13 protein-coding genes are annotated in these 18,944 nt (G+C 64.6%); 9 read left to right on the top strand and 4 right to left on the bottom strand.

The features are described from left to right. Positions 1–215: 215 nt before the first annotated feature. The 5 genes from FB468_RS07700 (at position 216) to FB468_RS07680 (ending at position 7,261) form a co-directional block, all read left to right on the top strand. Positions 216–3,881, top strand: a complete 3,666-nt coding sequence (locus tag FB468_RS07700) for a Calx-beta domain-containing protein (RefSeq protein ID WP_141886821.1) — start codon at positions 216–218, stop codon at positions 3,879–3,881. A 302-nt stretch (positions 3,882–4,183) separates the two neighbouring features. Further along, positions 4,184–5,650 (top strand): amino acid permease, encoded by a 1,467-nt coding sequence (locus FB468_RS07695; protein ID WP_246055803.1) that lies wholly within the window; start codon positions 4,184–4,186, stop codon positions 5,648–5,650. Between the two features lie 216 nt (positions 5,651–5,866). Further along, on the top strand, positions 5,867–6,370 hold the full coding sequence (locus tag FB468_RS07690) for an FBP domain-containing protein (RefSeq protein ID WP_141886820.1): 504 nt from the start codon (positions 5,867–5,869) through the stop codon (positions 6,368–6,370). A 20-nt stretch (positions 6,371–6,390) separates the two neighbouring features. Beyond that, a complete protein-coding gene (locus FB468_RS07685) occupies positions 6,391–6,819 on the top strand; it encodes a DUF6389 family protein (protein ID WP_141886819.1) in 429 nt (142 codons plus the stop codon). Between the two features lie 13 nt (positions 6,820–6,832). Beyond that, positions 6,833–7,261, top strand: coding sequence for a hypothetical protein (locus FB468_RS07680; RefSeq protein WP_141886818.1), 429 nt, complete (start codon positions 6,833–6,835; stop codon positions 7,259–7,261). Here FB468_RS07680 and FB468_RS07675 read toward each other — a convergent pair. After that, positions 7,258–7,683, bottom strand: coding sequence for an ester cyclase (locus FB468_RS07675; protein WP_141886817.1), 426 nt, complete (start codon positions 7,681–7,683; stop codon positions 7,258–7,260). The two genes, FB468_RS07680 and FB468_RS07675, sit on opposite strands and share 4 nt — an antisense overlap. A gap of 141 nt (positions 7,684–7,824) precedes the next feature. Here FB468_RS07675 and FB468_RS07670 point away from each other — a divergent pair, with 141 nt between their 5' ends. Continuing rightward, positions 7,825–9,009: an MFS transporter gene (locus tag FB468_RS07670; RefSeq protein ID WP_141886816.1), complete on the top strand. Its 1,185-nt coding sequence runs from the start codon at positions 7,825–7,827 to the stop codon at positions 9,007–9,009. Here FB468_RS07670 and FB468_RS07665 read toward each other — a convergent pair. Then, complete coding sequence (locus tag FB468_RS07665) at positions 8,990–9,688, bottom strand: TetR/AcrR family transcriptional regulator (RefSeq protein ID WP_141886815.1); 699 nt, start codon at positions 9,686–9,688, stop codon at positions 8,990–8,992. The genes FB468_RS07670 and FB468_RS07665 overlap by 20 nt on opposite strands. 32 nt (positions 9,689–9,720) lie before the next feature. Then, on the bottom strand, positions 9,721–10,935 hold the full coding sequence (locus FB468_RS07660; RefSeq protein ID WP_141886814.1) for a serine hydrolase domain-containing protein: 1,215 nt from the start codon (positions 10,933–10,935) through the stop codon (positions 9,721–9,723). A 305-nt stretch (positions 10,936–11,240) separates the two neighbouring features. Here FB468_RS07660 and FB468_RS07655 point away from each other — a divergent pair, with 305 nt between their 5' ends. Beyond that, complete coding sequence (locus FB468_RS07655) at positions 11,241–11,702, top strand: tRNA (cytidine(34)-2'-O)-methyltransferase (RefSeq protein WP_141886813.1); 462 nt, start codon at positions 11,241–11,243, stop codon at positions 11,700–11,702. 15 nt (positions 11,703–11,717) lie between these two features. Here the strand turns inward: FB468_RS07655 and FB468_RS07650 are convergent, their stop codons facing one another. Then, positions 11,718–14,066: a helix-turn-helix transcriptional regulator gene (locus FB468_RS07650; protein WP_246055802.1), complete on the bottom strand. Its 2,349-nt coding sequence runs from the start codon at positions 14,064–14,066 to the stop codon at positions 11,718–11,720. A 418-nt stretch (positions 14,067–14,484) separates the two neighbouring features. Between FB468_RS07650 and FB468_RS17240 the strand changes: the two genes are divergently transcribed. Continuing rightward, entirely contained in the window at positions 14,485–17,949 is a 3,465-nt protein-coding gene (locus tag FB468_RS17240) for a choice-of-anchor G family protein (protein WP_211359101.1), read from the top strand. A 153-nt stretch (positions 17,950–18,102) separates the two neighbouring features. Continuing rightward, on the top strand, positions 18,103–18,921 hold the full coding sequence (locus FB468_RS07630) for a DUF5819 family protein (RefSeq protein WP_141886812.1): 819 nt from the start codon (positions 18,103–18,105) through the stop codon (positions 18,919–18,921). The last annotated feature ends 23 nt before the right edge of the window (positions 18,922–18,944 follow it).

Below are 18,944 nucleotides of genomic sequence, written 5' to 3'. Positions count from 1 at the left end.
CGCTCAGTGCACATGACCCGCTGGACTCGGCGACCGGATCCCTCCTGAAGCGCCTCGCGCATCGAGATAGCTGATGCATAGGCATTTGCATGATACTGCTTATTGTTTGCGTGCGAATCGCTAGACCGCAACATTGTTCGTGGGTAGGCTGATGGCGGTGTCTGGCCCGCTGGCCAGCCTGAGAACGACACCGGGGAAGCTAGCGAAGGGGAGCGATGTCGCGCGCGCAGATGAAAAAGATTCAGGGAACACGGGGTCTCAAGCGCGGGCGGCGCTTGCTCGCCGGTGTCGCGGCGATCGCCATGCTCGGCGGGGCGGGCCTTGCGACTGCGGCCCCCGCCCTCGCGGACAACTCCGCCACGGGAACGAGCGTCGTGCAGTTCACGGACACCGAGATGCTCGCCTGCGTCAACGACAAGCTCGGCGGCGGGCGGCCAGCGACCGAGCCCGTCACCCATGACGACCTGAACACGATCTTCGGGCTCTCGTGCAGCAGCCAGTTTGCGGTCACCTCCCTCGACGGCATCGAACACGCGCAAAAGATCACCAACCTGTTCTTCGCGGGAGGGAAGCACGATTTCTCAGCCCCCGGCTCGCTCGCCGCTGCTGCGGGGATGCCGAAGCTCAATAGCCTCACCCTTACAGACGCGAACGTCACGAACGCCTCGTTTGCCGACGTCGGCGATATCGCTGGGCTCACAACGCTCAGCCTCACCGGCAGCCCGGAATTCTCTGACCTGGCGCCGCTCGGTAGGCTCGCCAAGCTCAGCAGGCTCGACGTCTCGCGAAACGTGAAGCTCCAAGACCTCTCGCCGCTGCGTGATTCGACAGCGCTGCGTGATTTCACCGCATCACAGAATCCGCTACTCGTTGACCTCTCGCCCCTTGGCGGGCTCACATCGCTAACGTCGGTGAGTGTCTACAAGACCGCTGTCGAGACCCTTGAACCGCTGTCTGAGCTCACCAACCTCACTGACATCAGCGCCGGATACACGAACGTCACGACACTCGAGCCCCTCGCGAAGCTTGTGAAGATGCGCAACCTGAGCTTCGACTACGCGAAGCTGCAGAGTCTTGCCGGCATTGAAGACATGGCGGCCTTGCGCACCCTTGAGGTGAACTACAACTCCGACATTGGCGACGATATCGGAGCGCTTGGCGACAAGCCCGAGCTCAGCCGGATCCACATGAACGCGATCGGCGCGACCTCGCTCAAACCGCTCTTCGGGCTGACGGGCCTGACGAGTCTGCAGGCGCTGGGCAACGGGATCTCGTCGCTCGAGGGGTTCCAGGATGCCCCCGAGACGGCGTCGAAGGGGTCGTTCGCGGTGACCGCGCAGCGTATCACCGGCCCAGAGAAATACGTGCCGAAGGGCGCGAAACTCTTCCGGCATGATGCGACGGGCCAGCTCGCAAACCGTGACGGTTCGTTCCCGGCCCCGGGCGGCAACCTCAAGCCGACCCCTGCACCCGAGCTGCCGCTCATAAATATCGAGGTGATCAAGGCCTGGCCCGACCTCGAGTACACGTTCGCGGAGGAGGGGAAATCGAACGACCGCTTTACCGGAACCGTCGCGATGCCAATCGTGTGGAGCTCGATCACGAGCGACGACAGTGCGACCGTTCCGCTCGGCGAAACGTGGCAGCACGAAGTGACGTTCACGGACGGCTTCCCGATGGCCGTGGTCACGCTCTCTGACACCGCCCCCAAGTGGTTGAGCGTGACGGGTGCCGTGCTCTCAGGGCAGCCAGATGCGGCAGGCGACTGGACCTTTGATGTTCGTGTCGCTGACGCGCTCGGGAACACGATGACGCAGCGGTTCGACATCACCGTGCCCAAGCCGAACACCAGCTTCTTCGAGATCAGCGAGGACCAGGAGGTTGTCGCCGACGGTGACACTAAGGTCGAGTTCGAGGTCTCCCGTACGGACGCTGTAGAGAACCCGTACACCGGCGAAGCGAGCGTTCGAGTTCGCACCGCTGATGGAACGGCGAAGGCTGGCGAGCACTACGAGGCGCTCGATACGACCGTGACGTGGGGCGCGAACGATCCCGAGCCCGTGAAGACGGTGAGCGTGAAGGTGTTCGGTGGCGACGCCGGGAGCGACGAGGTCGCACTCACTGTCAAACTCTCCGACCCCACACCCGACAAGTTCACGGAACTCGGTGGCGGGTTCACCACGGATCTGACGATCGCATACCCGCAGGCGGAGCCGTCGGTGTTCTCCATCAGCAAGCCGCAGCTGGTGACAGCGGCCGCGAAGCAGCCCGGGCATCAGCCCGGCGATGGCGAACAGGATGTCACGTTCACAGTGACCCGAGCAGACAGCGAAACTCACCCGTGGAAGGGTGACGCGAGCGTCGCCGTGAAGATCACCGACCCCCGTGCGGCCGACGGCGACGACTACTCCGCGGTTATCCCGCTCACTTGGAAACGGGGCGACACCGCCGAGAAGGAGATCTCGATCACGGTCAAGCCTGGCAGCGCGGGCGACCCGAAGCGCCTGCTCGCGCTCCGCGTGATTGCTGCCGACCCTCTTGACCCATACGCGAAGCCGGCGACCCTACCGCTGAGCGCGCTGACGATCACCTACCCGAAGCCCGACGCGACGTCGTTTGCGATCAGCGCTGACCAGGGCGGCCTTGCCGGCTCGAAGTTCTCATTCGAGGTCAGCCGCGAGGACGCGGCAGCGAACCCCTGGACAGGGGAGGCGAGCGTGAACGTCGAGACGAAGGACGGCTCAGCGGTCGCGGGAACGCACTACAAGGCCCGCTCCGAGCGTCTCACCTGGGCTGCCGATGACACTGCCCCGAAGACCGTGGTTGTCGAGTCGCTTGAGGTGCCCGCGGGCGACCCGGAGCGCGCGTTTGAGGTCGTGCTCTCAGACCCGGAGCCCAGTGCATTCAGCCTGGTGGCCGACCGCGGCTCGGCCACGGTGACCCTCAAGGCGGCGGTGCCGAATCCGACGGTGTTCGCGGTCGGTGACGATCAGCGCGGCGCCGCGGGTGATGTGTTGACGTTCGCGGTTTCGCGTTCGGACGCGGAGGTTGATCCGTGGACGGGAGAGGCGAGCGTGCGTGTGCGGACCGTTGATGGTTCGGCGGTTGCCGGTGAGCACTATGAGGCTGTCGACGCGGTTGTGACGTGGGCGGCGGGTGATGCTGCGGAGAAGACCGTCGATGTCGCGACGACACGTGTCGCTGCGGGGGATCCGGAGCGGTTGTTCACGCTCACGCTCAGCGACGGGGCACCTGCCGCTTACAGTGAGCTCGGGCGGGCATCTGCGCGTGGAACAGTGTCGGCGGCGGTGCCGAACGCGACGGTGTTCGCGGTGGGTGACGACCAGCGCGGCGTCGCGGGTGACGTGTTGACGTTCACGCTGTCGCGTTCGGACGCGGAGGTGGATCCGTGGACGGGTGAGGCGAGTGTGCGTGTGCGGACGGTTGATGGTTCGGCGGTTGCCGGTGAGCAGTATGAGGCGGTCGACGCGGTTGTAACGTGGGCTGCCGGTGATGCTGCGGAGAAGACCATTGACGTCCTGACGACCCGTGTCGCGTCAGGGGAGCCGGAGCGGTCGTTCACGCTCACTCTTACCGAGCCGAGTGAACACACGGCGCTCGGTGACCGCGGTTCAGCCATCGGAACCGTGACGTACGAGAAGGGTGAGGCCCCCGGTGGCGATGGGGATGACGATGGCGGCCCTGGGCCCAAGCCGGGTACTGACGGGGACTCGGGCAAGGCCCCCGGCCAACAGCCAGGCGGCCCGCTCGCCAACTCAGGGGCGGGCTCGCTGGTGTGGGCGCTCACTGCGGGGGCCGGCGCGCTCGCGCTCGCTGCGGGCGGTCTGATCCTGTTCGCACGCGTGCGCCGCACCCAATAGAACGGCGTCTCGATGGTGGGCCCCGCACAGTCAGCTGCCGACTGGGCGGGGCCCACTTCGTCGCTGAGCGGTCGTTCACGGCCGGGAACCCCCGAAATGGGGGAATTCGTGGCCCCGGAAACCGCTGTCGAAACGGTGTCGGGCGGCGGATCCGGTTGGCAGCCACTGTCGCGGCAAGTGAATTCGCGGGGAAGATGGCTTTGCACGAGAAACCTGAAATCGCTGTGCAGAACTTCGTTTAGCGGGATTCGCCTTGCTGCGTAGCCTGTGGTGATCCGCAGAGACGCGACGATAGGGCAGGTATGCGAGCGAATTACGATAAACCGGTTTCACCAGCGACCTCAGTGGCGCAGGTCGTGCCCGCCAAGGGCAGCGGCAAGTCCAAGAAGCTGGCATCACGCCACATTACGATGATCACGCTCGGCGGCATCATCGGCGCAAGCCTCTTCGTCGGCTCGGGCAATGTGATCCGCTCAGTCGGCCCCGCCGCACTCGTGTCGTACCTCATTGGCGGCGTGCTCGTGTTCCTTGCGATGCGGATGCTCGGCGAGATGGCGGCTGCCCGCCCGACGACGGGCTCCTTCATGGAGTACGCCCGGGTTGGCCTTGGTGACTGGGCCGCCTACTTCGTGGGTTGGCTGTACTGGTACTTCTGGGTTGGCGTCATCGCGTTCGAAGCGGTCGTGAGCGGTGCGATCTTGCACAGTTGGATGCCCGGGGTGCCCGAGTGGGTCTTCTCGATCGCGATGATGCTTATTTTCACGATCACGAACGTCGTCTCCGTGCGCTCCTTCGGCGAGGTCGAATTCTGGCTCGCGAGCATCAAGGTCGTGGCGATCGTCGTCTTCCTCGGCGTCGGCGTGCTCTTCGCGCTTGGCTTCTGGCCCGGCGGGTCATTCTCGCTGCCGAACCTGTGGGAGCACGGCGGCTTCGCGCCGAACGGTGTCTGGCCGGTGATTGCGGGCGTTGCCATCGTGATCTTCTCGTACTTCGGCACCGAGATCGCCGTCATGGCGGCAGCAGAGTCGGAGAACCCCGCAAAGGGCGTGCGGCAGGCGACGACCACCGTTGTATGGCGCATCCTGCTCTTCTTCGTGGGCGCAGTGTTCCTCATCGTGGTGATCGTGCCCTGGAACGAGCTGCCCGACCCGCAGGTTGAGGGCCCCTTCGTGCACGTCTTCACCCTCTACGGCATCCCGGCGGCGGGCGCGATCATGAGCGCCGTCACCCTTACCGCGGTGTGCTCGGTCTTGAACTCGGGCCTGTACTCGGCGGCCCGCATGTTCGCAGCGCTCGCGGAGCAGGGCTACGCCCCCGAGGTCGTCGCGAAGCGCTCGCGCAACGGCGTGCCCATCGCCGCGGTCATCGCGTCGACCCTGGGTGGATATGCGGCCGTGATCGTGAATTTCGCGGCGCCCGAGTCGGGCATTTTCGACTTCATCATGAACTCCGCGGGCCTCGTTGCCCTGTTCGTTTACGCGTTCATCGCCGCGACGCAGATTCGCATGCGGCAGCGGATGTCGAAGGAGGAAGTCGCCGGGCTCGAACTCAAGATGTGGCTGCACCCCTGGCTTGGCATCCTCGTCATCCTCGCCGTCATCGGGATCGTCGTCATCATGGTCGTGAGCGGCGATGGCACCCGCACTCAGGTGTGGACGAGCCTGATCTCGGTCGCGGTGCTCGCGGTGTTCTGGCCGGCGGTTCGGAAACGGCTCGCGCGGGTCCGCGCGGCCAAGGCAGCCGCTGGCGAAACTGACAGCCCCAGCTAGTCTCGCCAGAGTACACTCGGACCCATGAGTTACCGAGAGCTGTACTCGCAGCGTCAGGAGGTCGTCAGCGAAGCCCTTGCTGACGGTGAGTGACTGCACTGCCCTCGCGGTGGGAACGCTTAGCGCGTTCCCACCGCGGCTTCGGTGAACCCACTCCTCATTTCTCTGGGAGTTCTTCCCGCGCACGCTCGCGGACGACTCCCGAAAGGCTGACTCATGCAACCCCTGACAGAATCCTTCATCCGCTCGTCATTTGTGAACGCGTCGAGGCGCGAGACGAAAGAGCTCTCGCTGCCAGCGAGCTTCGAAACCCTCACCGACGCAGATTGGGCCGAGCTCGACTTCTACGGCTGGCGCGACCCGAAGTTCGTGCGCCGCGCGTACGCCGTGCTGCCGCTGCTCGATGGCGACCCGGTCGGCGTGATCTTCATGCAGGCTGAGGCGACGCCCCGCTCGCGGGCCATGTGCAACTGGTGCCAGGACGTGCGGTTGCCGAACGAAGTCGTATTCTGGGCGGCGAAGCGGGTCGGGGACGCCGGTCGCCGAGGGAGCACCGTCGGGATCCTGCTCTGCCGTGAGTTTCAGTGCTCGAAGAACGTGCGCAACGACCCGCCTCCCGCCTACGAGGGCTTCGATGTGGCCGCGGCGCGTGTGCAGCGCATCGACACACTTCGTCTGAAGGCCGCGAGCTTCGCCGACATGCTTCTCGCGGGCAGGTAGCCTCACGCTACGCTGGCTCCATGAACCAGCGTGACTATGAGACCGCCCTCCGGCCACTGCTTGGGGCGCACTCCGACAGCGTTCGGCGGCGCCTCGAGCGGTTCGCCGCGGCCGCTGGAACCAGTGTCGACGCGATCGTTGTGAACGTCTTCGTTGACCAGGATGGCGAGGGCCCCTTCGACGTCGTGGCCCGCTTTGAGGGCCACGAGGGATTCGCGCTCGACCGGCGTTTCGACGACGAGCGCGAGCTGTTCGGAGTCACCTGGGGTGAGCTCGGCTGGGAGCCTGACGTGCCCGCACGGCCAGCTGGCTGGTCGCGTGACGACCTCGAGGACGCGGCAATCGCCTGCGTCGCCTCGTGGCTGCGCCCCCTGCTCCCGGAAGTTCTGGGCGAGACCGTCTGGCGACTGGAGTCGCCAGACGGCTTGGTCGCCGGCGACCTGGGCTGACAGAATCGTTCGCATGGGAGTTCTCACGACGTACTTCATTGCTGGCTCGGACGCAGAGGCCGCCGCCCTCGTCGATACTGGGCCCGCGGGGCTCCCGTCCGTCGATGGGGTCGACGCAACGGTGCAGGCTGGAACGCTGCTCGCGCTTCTCACCGGGCGTGACTACGACGAGATCGTTGAGGATCGGGCTTGGGCGCGACTGGTGAGTGATCCCGACGACGAAAGCGCCTGGGTGGTCTCCATGCCGGAGCCATTCACGAGTGCCCTTGCGTCAGCCACGGACGAGCGGCTCGCCGAGACGGTCGTCCCCTGGTCGCAGACGGAGGAGTTCTGGGGGAACGGGGATCCTGATCACCTCCTCCCGATGCTGCGCGAGTGGCGCGACCTGGCGCGGCGCGCGACGGCGGAGGGCGCGGCGCTTTACTGCTGGATGGCGCTCTAGTTGACCGGCGCGGTGAGCTGGGTCATGAGGCCCGCCGCGTCCTGCTGAATCCAGTACTCGACGATGCGGCCTGCCTCGACCCGGTAGACAGCGCTGCCGACGGTCTCGATCGGGCGGCCCGTGGGCTCGTGCCCGTCAATGTCGCCCACGTGGTGACCGCGCTGAATCCACCGTGCATAGGCGCGGTCGCCGTCGACGAGTAACTCGTCGACCTCGAACTCGAACTGGCCGAACATTTCGAGCATCTCTTCGACGTGCTCCGTGTAGTTCGCGGGCCCGCGCTCGAGCGTCTCGCGTGCGCCCGCCCTGACCTGGTGAGCGAGTACGGTTTGCGACATGTAGTGCTCAGCGCGCTCGGGTGACTGGCCGCTGCGCACCTCGCCGAGAAATCCTCGAACGGTCTCTTCAGTGCTGCGCGTCATGGAGGAATTCTATCGTTTTGCGGTGCACCCGACCGCGCGCCACAGAGCCGCTTTGCGATCGAGCGCTCGCGTGAGAACATTGGTGTCACCAATGGTTACACGCGGTCAGGGTTGACCGCGCTGCGCGAGGGAGCACAGATCATGGAACAGCAGGGAAGCCCAGCGCAGGCGGCGTCAGTCGGGGGACTTGGCGCCGCCGCGCTCGTCGCCCTCGCGTGCGGTACGACGCTCGGCAATGTCGGCGGCAACGTCATGCCCGCGCTGCTCGCCGGGTTCGGAGAGCGGTTCTCGCTCACCGACACCGCAGCGGGGATGGTCGCGGCCGCCCAACTGCTCGCGACGGCGGTCGTGACGCTGCTGCTCGCCGCTCGCGCGTCGCGCTCGGGCAGGGTGCAGCTCGCCCGGATCGGCCTGATCGTTGCCACGATCGGGTTTGCTGCGGCCTGGCTCAGCCCCACCGTCGCGATACTCGTCGGCGCGAACGTCGCGGCCGGAGCTGGGCTCGGCGCGGTGTTCGCCGCGGGGACGGCGGCCTTAGGGTCCACCCCCGACGTCGACCGCGCCACCTTCCGCACCGTGCTCGTCGCGACACTCGCAACCGCGGCGCTCATCCTTGCGGTCTCGTTCGCGAACGAGGCTGGCGGCGGTACTGCCGGGTTTGCGGTGCTCGCGGCGTGCTGCGCCTTCGGTCTTTGGGGCGTTCGCGGGTTGCCCGAGCGGCCCGGCGACCACGCTGCCGAGACCGGCCCGCGGCCCTCGCTGCTGTTTCTCGCCGCCGTGCTCGCGTTCGGGGTCGTCGAGCAGGGTACCTGGTCGTACGCGGCTGTGTTCGGGATGCGGCACGCGGGGCTTGCCGAGGGCGCTGCGTCGCTTGCGCTGAGCGTCGCGGCGCTTGCGGCGCTCGTCGGGGTTCCGCTCGGCACGTTCGCGTCGCTGCGCCTTGGCAGGGTCGTCGCGCTCGTGGGCGTCGCGCTCCTCGAGTTCGCGGCCCGAACGCTCGTCGTCGTCACCGAGAGCGCGGCCGTCTTTTCGGTCGCGACGAGCCTGTGGCAGGTCTGCTACCTCGCGCTCCTCGTGCAGATTCTCGCGCTCGCTGCGGGGCTCGACCGAAGCGGGCGCCTCGTCGCCGCGACGGCGGGCGCCGTGGCGCTGGGAACCGGACTTGGGCCGGCCGTCATCGGGGCGATGCTCGATGCGATCGGGCCTTGGGGCCTCGCTGTTGCGCTTCTCGCGCTTGGGATCCTGGCCCTCGTGCCCCTCGCAAGGTTCGCCGCGCGGGTGCCGACGACCGCGCCCGCCGGTGCCGCTAGCGCCCGGAACGCCTGAACCGGATGCCGTCGATCACCAGGCTGAGCGCCGACTCGAAGATCTCATCGTTCGAGATGCCCGCGAGCTCGGGCGCGGCCTTCGCAAGGTGGGGGAATTCCTGCGCGGGGGCGAGCAGATACTCCCGCTGCATCGCGAGTTCGTCACCCGCGCGCGCAGCGGGATCCATCACGAGCACCGACGCCTCGTAAGCGCTGAGCGCGAGCGTGAGGTCCGTGACCGTGCGGTACAGCACGGCCGCATCGCGGCCCGAGAACCCGGCGCGCTCGAAGGTAGCGAGCACGAGCTCGGCGCCTCGAAACTCGGCCTGGCTGCGCGAGACGCGCGCGGCGACGAGAGAGGCGATCCCGGGGTGCACGAGGTACGCCGCGCGCACCCGCCTGGCGAGCTGCGCGAACGCGTCGTCCCACTCGCCCTGCGGCTCAAACCCCTCGAGCGCCTCCTCGAGCACGCGCTCCGCGAGGCCGAGCACGATCTGATCCTTGCCCGAGAAATGCCGCAGCACGGCCGTGTGGTTCACCCCGAGTTCGGTGCCGAGTTTGCGGAGCGTGAGCGCCGCGGGCCCGTCGCGCTCGACAACCAAGGCGGCAGCGTCGAGAATCAGGGGAGCCGAGAGTTGAGCTCGGCGCGGTCGCGACCCTGACGCCTTGGCAGGGGTCGCGGCGGGCTGGGATGGCATGAGAATGAGCCTACCTGGCGGCGACTTCGGCGCTACTCCGACGCGACGACCGCCCGCACAACCGCGGCGAGGGCGGCGCACGTTTCGGCGTCGCGGGCGTCGTCGTCAGGGTCATTCCAGGCGCTCGTCTTCACGATGACGGTCTCGCTATCGGGGTCGATCCACAGGAATTGGCCGTGCACGCCGAGGCCGGTGTATGCGCGGCGCTCACCCCCGAGCGTCCACCACTGGTTCGAATAGCCGTAGTGGGCGGTGCCACCCCCATCCATGAGAGCGCCGACCTGGAACTGCGGGAGGTCCGAGCCGCGACTGCGTGCCACCCACGCCTCGGGCACGAGCTGGGTCTCACCGACACGGCCCCCCGCGGCCATGATGGAGCCGACCCTCGCGAGATCACGGACGGTCGCGTTGAGCGACCCGCCCCCGAGAGCGGTGCGGGGCTTGCCGCGGGTGAGGAAATAGAAGGCATCTGACTCGGCGCCCATCGGCTCCCAGAGATGCTCCGTCGCATACTGCGCGAGCGTCTTGCCGGTTGCGGCCTCAAGCAGCCAGCCGATGACGTGTGTGTCGACGGTCGAGTAGTTGAACGCCGTTCCGGGCTCGCGCAGGCGAGGGAGCGCGCGGATCACGTCAAGCACCGATCCACCCGTCGTGACGGCCTCCTCGAACTGCTTGATGGGCGCGTCTGGCACCGTCCAGTCCTCGACGCCGCCGACGCCACTTGACATGTTCAGCAGGTGTTCGAGCGTGACACCGTCGTAACCTGAGCCCTTGAGCGAGGGCACGTAGTCAACGACCGGATTGGTGACCGCGCGAATCTCGCCGCGCTCGAGAGCAATGCCGACGAGCATTGAGGTGACCGACTTCGTGAGCGAGAAGAGCTGGAACTTTGCCGTCGGGCCCGCGAACCGCCCCGGGTAGCTCTCGTGGACGACCTCGCCGCGGTGTGCGACGAGGAAAGCGGTCGTGTGCGTGCGATCGTGCAGCTCAGCGATTGAGCGGAGTCGCCCCTCGAACTCGTAGCGTACCCCGGAGACGCCAAGCGGTGTGCTGCTGGTCGGGAGGGCGCGAGCTGCGAGGGGACGGTGCACCGTTTCGGTTGGCATGACCCTGTCCATGTGGGTGAAAGTCCACTCGTTGACCGGGCGGGAGAACGCGATGTCGCCCTGGTGTCGCCAGAGCCAGGCGGCCCCCGCGGCGGCTGCCCCAACTGCCGCTGTGATACCCAGTGCGCGTCCGATTCGCATGTCTGCTCCTTTGCTCGTTGCTGCTCTGGCGTTGTGACTTGTCGTCACTGCGCCCTGTTGCCGCTTTCCTTATTGTAAGCACAGGTTACCGGCGGTGTCACCGATGGTGACATTGGTGCGGGCTGCTTGCCGGGGCGGACTGGATTGGGTTGGGTGCGTTGGTTGTGTCTGGGAAAGGCGCTGCCAATGCCCAGCCCTTCGGGAAAAGTGCATTCCCTCTGCAGAACACAGGCCGTGGTGCTTATCGGATGGGGTGGAAGTGGGCCGCGCGCCTCGGCCCACCCCTCGGAGAGTATTCTGTGTGGGTGACTCGCATTCTCTTCTTTGAGCCCCGCATCGCAGGCAACACCGGCAACACGATCCGCCTCGCGGCGGGCACGGGGGCCGAGCTCCACATTGTGAACCCGCTCTTTGATTTTGAGGATTCAAAGCTCAAGCGGGCCGGGCTCGACTACCACGACCTTGCAGTTGTGCACCTGCACGACTCATTCGAGGCTGCGATTGAGGCGCTTGCGCCCGCGCGAGTTTTTGCGTTCACCGCCCGCACCACGCGACCATACACAGACGTCGCATATGAGCCGACCGACGTGCTGCTCTTCGGGCCGGAGCCGACTGGCCTGCCGCCCGAGATTCTTGCACATGAGGCGGTGACCGACCGGCTCCGCATTCCTATGCTCCCCGGCCCGCGCTCGATGAACCTCGCGAACTGCGCGGCGATCGCGAGCTACGAGGCCTGGCGCCAGCAGGGCTTTGCGGGCGCGGCCTAGCTCAGTCCTAGATAATTATCGTGGCGATTCCGTGCGCCTATTGCCTTGCGAGATCAGTTCGTCCTGATGCTCGCTAGGCGCGGCGAACATTGCCACCTGCGCGAGATCCTTGCGAGACTGCAGCCCGAGTTTCGCGCGAGCTTGAGAGATATGTGACTCCACAGTACGGATGCTGCAGTGCAAGCGTGCCGCGATCTCCTTGTTGCTCAGTCCCTCCGCAGCAAGGCTGGCGGTCTCCTTCTCTCGGTTGGTCAGGCGTATCCTCTCGTCTGAGCGATTCGGGTCAGCCTCATAGTTTGGTATGCGTTTCTCTAGGAATCGTTCGAGCTCCTCAAGCCTGCTCTTGCACTCAGTAGCTGCCGTCGTTGCGCGGCGGCTGACATAGATGTCGCGTGCTTGGCGCAATGCTGACAAGGCTGGCCCCCACGCCTCGAAAACAAGTAGGGCATCGGCTGTGCGAATGAGTTCTTTTGGATTCTCTTCAAGGGCAGCGCAAACGTACTTGTGGAGAAGCGCGGGTACTGGGGCAGTAGCTGCACCCGGTGGAGGTAGCTGGTGCTGCAGCAGTGGCGGCTTGCCGTTTCCAAAACACAGAAAGAGTGCGTAGGGAGCAGAAAAACTTGACGGCGGGAGGTGCTCGTCATGTCCGGAATCGGCTGCAGCCCGCGCTGCGTCCAACGTCGCTAACGTCTCGTGGAGGTACGCCTCGAGGCGAAGCGGTACGAGGTGTGGAGCACACTTCACAAGTTCGGACCACTCGATGACGCTTCTGGCGAGATCACCGCAGGCGATGGCCATAGTCGCAGCGGCATAGTGGCGTACCCAGCGGGCGTGGAACTCATGCAGATGGGTGCGTCTTGACTCCGAACGAAGTTCCTGCGCAAAGCGTGACCCTTGCCCAATGAACAAAGCGGAGAGGGCCTGAGAGAGCAACAAGGTGCCTGACGTATGCGGCAGGTCGGCGAGCACTTGCGTTGATGCCCTGGGGGCGGGTGCGCCAGTTGAAAGCCAGGAACCTGCGATGACCTGCCCTGTCCGTGCAGCTTCGAGGTCGAGTAGGGTATCTGCAAGCAGTCCGAGCGCGTTGTTGCTATCTCTACTACTGATCTCGCGGATCGAATCGAGGTGGTGCGCAACGGGTTCTGACCCGTTCCACACCTGGATGATGGTCTGTGTGGCAGCTTCCTCGGCCCCCATGGTGGGAGAGTGTTCTCGAGCGACAGGAGTGAGAGCAAGCTCATTCAGCTTGGAGTGTAGACCTAGCCAACCAAGATAAGCGTTTGTGCCGGGTTCGCCAGGAGGTGGGCCGATGTGAGCAAGCCCAGCTTCTGGGCTGACGAGTGCGCCAAGTACTGCCGCGCGAAGTGGCGGTGGGATGAGCACAGGGGCATCGGTCTGACGGAGCAATAGTGACTCCGCAAACTTGTGTTCACCGAAGTTTACAAGTTCGACAATTGACTGCTCGATTGCTGCGGTCCGCTGTTCCTCGAGAGTGGGGTCGTTTGCTGCTGCATCATTCTGGAATGGCCGTGTGCAAAACAACGACTCGGCGACGGAGAGCGGGAAGCCCAGCGAGCGGCGCCTCAGGAGACGTCGCTGAACAGCGTCCTCAAACCTTGAGGTCTCCGTTGCTGAGGCCCGACTTCGGACTGCGGCGGCGAGTAGCGGTGGTACGCGGTAGAGTGTCTGAGTTTCATCGCCGATGAGTGCCCCATAACTCACCAGAGCATCGCAGTTATCGCTACCAACCAAGTCCTCAATCCCAGCTAGATCCATCTGGCCAAGCTGAGAAACGACGCTTGCAGCTGCGACGGTGCTTGGAGGCATGTCTCCTACAGAGTCTGCGATGCTCCGCAACACTGACGCGACGATCCCGGCAGGTGTCGAAGTTGGAACCATCGGGCGCGGGAATACCGAGAGTCCTCGGGTATTCGAGAGCTCGAGGAGTGCAAGTGCCCAGCGAGGGCGGCCCTCTGCCAGCGAAACTATGGCATGGATGGTGCCAGAATCTAGGATGCGGGGGCTGTGCTCGTGAAGTAGTCGCTCGATGTTGTTTGCAGAGAGCGGTGGGAGCTGAATTGAGTGGGCAGTGTCAAGAGCTGTCAACAAGTCGTCGCGGCCAGCTCGTAGCGCCTCAACGGAGAGGTGGAAAGAACTGTGCTGGTTATCTGTGTGGAGCACCGCAAGCCCGCGCCCGCCGCGTTGCAGGTGCTCAAGCCACGATCGAACAAACTCGGGGTCTGCGTGCTCCAGTGAGTCAACAAGTATTGTCGCCGTCGGGAGCGCGGTGCGAAGCACGGTCAACGCTGAGGCGTTCGCGGCGTTGATCACGACGCTGTCTTTGTGCCCGATGCTCGAGTTCACGCGTTCCAGAAAGTAGCTTCTACCGATGCCGGTTGGTGCGGATACGACTACTGAATTGTTGCGTGAGAGCTGTTCTACTGAGTCGAGGACGTGATCTGAGTGGAATTCGGTGCGTCTTTGCATACCCTTGCAAATCCTCTCTCAAGTCGGAATCGGATCCAATGAGGGTGCAAAAAGTATCCCCCCAAAGCTGAGAGTACTCAATATGTGCGGATCTTCAACAGCCACCTCATGTATTTAACATTGGATTTCAGTAGTTTTCTGACCGGGAGTCAGTACTACGGAGTTTGCTGGAAGAACCCTGAGAGCCCGACATATGCTCACGAAGGCTGACGCAGCTTTCTCGTGTGACGCCGCAACGCGTTGCCGAGCAGCTGCTGGCTTGAGCCGCTGTTGAGGAAACAAGGGAGCGAACAGTATGGAACTCAGACAACCAGTCGGGAGGGGGCCGTCGCGAGCGCGACCGGTCGCGATCCTCACGGCCGCCGCAATGGTGGCCGGACCGGCAATATTTGGAAGTACGGCGGCCTTCGCCGATGACTACACGACGGCTGCGGACTCTGCGGCGCACGGTCACTGGCTCGCGCTCGAGGGCCTGGGCATTGACGTCGTTGGAGCGGCCTACACAAAGTCGGAGTTTCCGGCCACAGCTGGCCCAGTCTCCGACCCGCTCAACGTAAGCGTGCTGAACGGGCTTGGGAGCATCAACCTCGGAACGCTTGCGCTCCCGCTGATCAAGCCATCGTCATCAGCCCCTGGGCTCCTTGAACTTGGAAACCTCGGTGCGATTGCGAGCTACAGCGCTTCACCAAGCTCGACGAAGTCTGTCGCGTCATCGGGTCTCATCAACTCCGATGGTTCGCTGAACATTGACGTGGCGAACAGTGGCGAGTATGGTTTCGCCAAGCTTGACGCGAGCCAGCTGCTCAGCCAGCTGCTCGGCGATCAGGTGCGAAATGCGCTGCTTGATGAAGCCTCCATCCAGATCGGAGCCTTGGGGTCACAGGCAACCTCAGACGCCGGCGCAGTCGGTAGCGAGTACATGCTGACCGACCTCAAGCTCGATGTGCACAGTCCGGCTGTCGGCGGAGTCGTGAACACGGTGAACACCACCCTCGGTACTGCTCTTCAGCCGATTCAGGATCTGCTCGGTCCGGGCGGTGGGATCGAATCGATTCTGGGTGGTCTCGTGCGGACCATCGGGGCCCTCCCGCTGGTCAACGCGTCTCTGAACGATGCTTCTATTGACACAGCCCCACTGCTTGATACTGTCCGACAGAAGCTCCTCCAGGAGCCCCTCGCGAACACTGACAACAGTGTCATCGTTGACCTGAGCACGGGAGCAATCAGGGTCGACCTCGCCTCTCTTGTCGTGGATCGAAGCGGGGCAACAAGCCTCAGCACGCTGCCGGCAAACACTGAGGTGCTTCACGGCGATACTGTAAATGCAATCCTTGACGGTGTGACCGACGCACTCACAGGCAACGGGCCAAACTCTGCAGTGTCTAAGATTGTTGACACGGTAACTGAGGGGCTCTACAGCGTTAATCTCAACGTCTCAGTCCAGGTGAGCATTCCTCTTGTAGTTAACGCTCCGGTCACTATTCGGGGCACACTTGGTGGTTTTACTGGCGCAGCAGGTCACACGGCCCCTGTCATCGACGTGAGCCAAATCCGCATTGCTGGGGTGTCCGTTGGGACCGTCGTTCAGCCCATCGCTGATGCGTTGTCTGGGGTTGTGACGAGCATCGGCGGTGTCCTGAATGGCGTGCTTGATGGGGTTATCGACAATCTGCAGCCGTTGGTGCACGGTGCTGTTTCGCCTGTGGTCAGCAGTGTTCTCACTGATGGACTAGGCCCCGTGCTCCGAAACGTCGCGAACATCACGATCAACCACCAGCCGACCATGGCGCCCTTTAACGAAAGTGGCGGCGATCTCGGGCCTGGCTCGTTCACCGTTCGCGCATTGAATGTGAGTCTCTTGCCAAACGTTGGCACAAATGGTGCAGTTGCGCTTCAGCTTGGTTCGTCCACGGTGAAGGCGCTGGCAGAGGAGCCGGGTACTGAGCCCGGCACAGATCCCGGTGTCGACCCGGGTGCAGACCCTGGTACTGATCCGGGTACGGACCCTGGCACTGATCCGGGCACCGATCCTGGTGTAGATCCGGGTACCGATCCGGGTACTGACCCGGGTACTGATCCGGGCACGGACCCTGGTACTGATCCGGTAGCGGATCCTGGCACTGATCCGGGTACCGATCCGGGAACGGATCCGGGCACCGATCCCGGTACTGACCCGGGTACTGATCCGGGCACGGACCCTGGTGCTGATCCGGGTACGGACCCTGGTACTGATCCGGGCACGGACCCGGGTACCGATCCGGGTACTGATCCGGGCACGGACCCTGGTGCTGATCCGGGCACGGACCCCGGTACTGATCCGGGTGTAGATCCGGGTACGGACCCCGGTACTGAACCGGGCACGGACCCGGGTACCGATCCGGGTACTGATCCGGGCACGGACCCTGGTACTGATCCGGGTGCAGATCCGGGCACAGACCCTGGTACTGATCCGGGCACCGATCCGGGCACGGACCCCGGTACTGATCCGGGCACGGACCCTGGTACTGAACCGGGCACGGACCCGGGTGCAGATCCGGGCACAGACCCTGGTACTGATCCGGGCGCCGATCCTGGCACCGATCCTGGTGTAGATCCGGGTACCGACCCGGGCACTGATCCCGGTACTGAACCGGGCACTGAACCGGGTACGGACCCTGGTACTGATCCGGGCACGGACCCGGGTGTAGATCCGGGTACTGACCCGGGCACCGATCCGGGTACTGATCCGGGCACGGACCCTGGTACTGATCCGGGCACGGACCCGGGCACGGACCCTGGTACTGATCCGGGCACGGACCCGGGCACGGACCCTGGTACTGATCCGGGCACCGATCCGGGTACTGATCCGGGTACGGACCCCGGTGCCGATCCTGGTGTAGACCCAGGCACCGATCCGGGTACGGACCCGGGCACCGATCCGGGTACTGATCCGGGCACCGATCCGGGTACTGATCCGGGTACGGACCCCGGTGCCGATCCTGGTGTAGACCCAGGCACCGATCCGGGTACGGACCCGGGCACCGATCCGGGTACTGATCCGGGCACCGATCCGGGTACTGATCCGGGTACGGACCCCGGTGCCGATCCTGGTGTAGACCCAGGCACCGATCCTGGTACGGACCCGGGCACCGATCCGGGTACTGATCCGGGCACCGATCCGGGTACGGATCCGGGCACCGATCCCGGTGTAGATCCGGGTACTGATCCGGGCACCGATCCTGGTACGGACCCGGGCACCGATCCGGGTGCGGACCCCGGTACCGATCCTGGTACTGATCCGGGCGCCGATCCTGGCACCGATCCAGGTAGCGACCCCGGCGAAGACCCAAGGGTTGATCCGGGCACCGACCCAGGTACCGATCCGGGCACCGACCCAGGTACCGATCCGGGTACGGATCCGGGCACCGACCCAGGTACCGATCCGGGCACTGATCCGGGTACGGATCCGGGCACCGACCCAGGTACGGATCCTGGTACCGACCCTGGTACCGACCCAGGTACCGATCCGGGCACTGATCCGGGTGCTGACCCAGGGGCAGACCCAGCTGTTGATCCGGGTTCCGATCCGGGCAACCAGCCTGGCGGTAAGCCAGGCGTGAAGCCCGGGGTAAACGGTAAGGGACACCCGCTGTCCGCTACCGGTGGGGCCGACATGCTCGGCTTCGGAATCCTCACGGCGGTGCTGTTGGCAGCAGGCATCACACTGACACTGACTTCGCGGGCGAGGGCCCGTGGAAACGTGCCAAGCAGTGAAGCCTAAGCCATAGCGCAGCGCAGCGCGGCGATCCGAGTAGAAATACCGGGTCGCCGCGTTGCGCTTTTGCGCTACGGTGAAACCAGTCGAACTTTCAGGGAAGAAAGAGCGTGCAATTTGAAAACTTCGGATCAGCCAAGAGTTAGCAATTCACGAGGCGTGAGCTCAGCGCAACGTAAGAAGCTCCCCAAATCGGCGCGAGTCGTTGCCATCGGGGCTGTTGCTTTGTTGGCCGTTCACATGTTCTTCACGGCGGTCTACAACACGCCTTATTCTGACCTCAAGTATCAAGTCTTACCCGGGGCGACCGCAGATCAGTATGTGCGCCCCTACCTCGTGCAGGACTACAAGATCTTTGCCCCTGACCCGGTCGACACCGATCGCCAGCTGTGGGTTCGAGCATGGGTCGAATTGGAAGATGGCGAACGCGTCCGGTCAGAGTGGGTGAATGCTTCAGCGGTGGAGCTTGCAGAGCCGTACCGCCGCACACTGCGGAAACAGCTCTCAGTTGTCGGAGCAGAGCGTCTGATGACGAGCTACCGGGGCCTGAGCGAGGCGCAGCAGCGTGTCGCGGCGGAGAACCACCTCGCCGGAGAAGAACTGTACGGTCTTCGGGATGCGCTGGTGGCTGCTGATGATTCGAACAGCGCTGAAGTTCGGTCGTTCATTCGTGCGACAAACTATACGGCCTCGTACGCGACTCAGGTTGCCCACGCGATGTGGGGCGACAAGGGGGAGGTCAAGGCCGTGCAGGTGCGGGCGGTCTATGACCCAGTAGTTCGTTGGACTGACCGTCACGACCCTGAGGCCAAGCGGCCGCCAAGCAAATATACGGACATGGGTTGGGTGCCGGCTATGGAGTGGCCCGGGCAGGACAGGGAAGCGTTCGCGCGGAGCTTTCAGGCCTGGGCTGACAAGGCAGGTGTGGAAGCGGAACTCGAGGCCGCAGCCACCATCGACGAAGCGGAGGGGGAATGATCATGGCGAGTGCGATATCAAAC

The sequence above is a fragment of the Leucobacter komagatae genome (assembly GCF_006716085.1).
Taxonomy (GTDB): domain Bacteria; phylum Actinomycetota; class Actinomycetes; order Actinomycetales; family Microbacteriaceae; genus Leucobacter; species Leucobacter komagatae.
The sequence above is the reverse complement of the archived record's forward strand: the minus strand, read 5'-3'. Positions and strand labels throughout refer to the sequence as shown.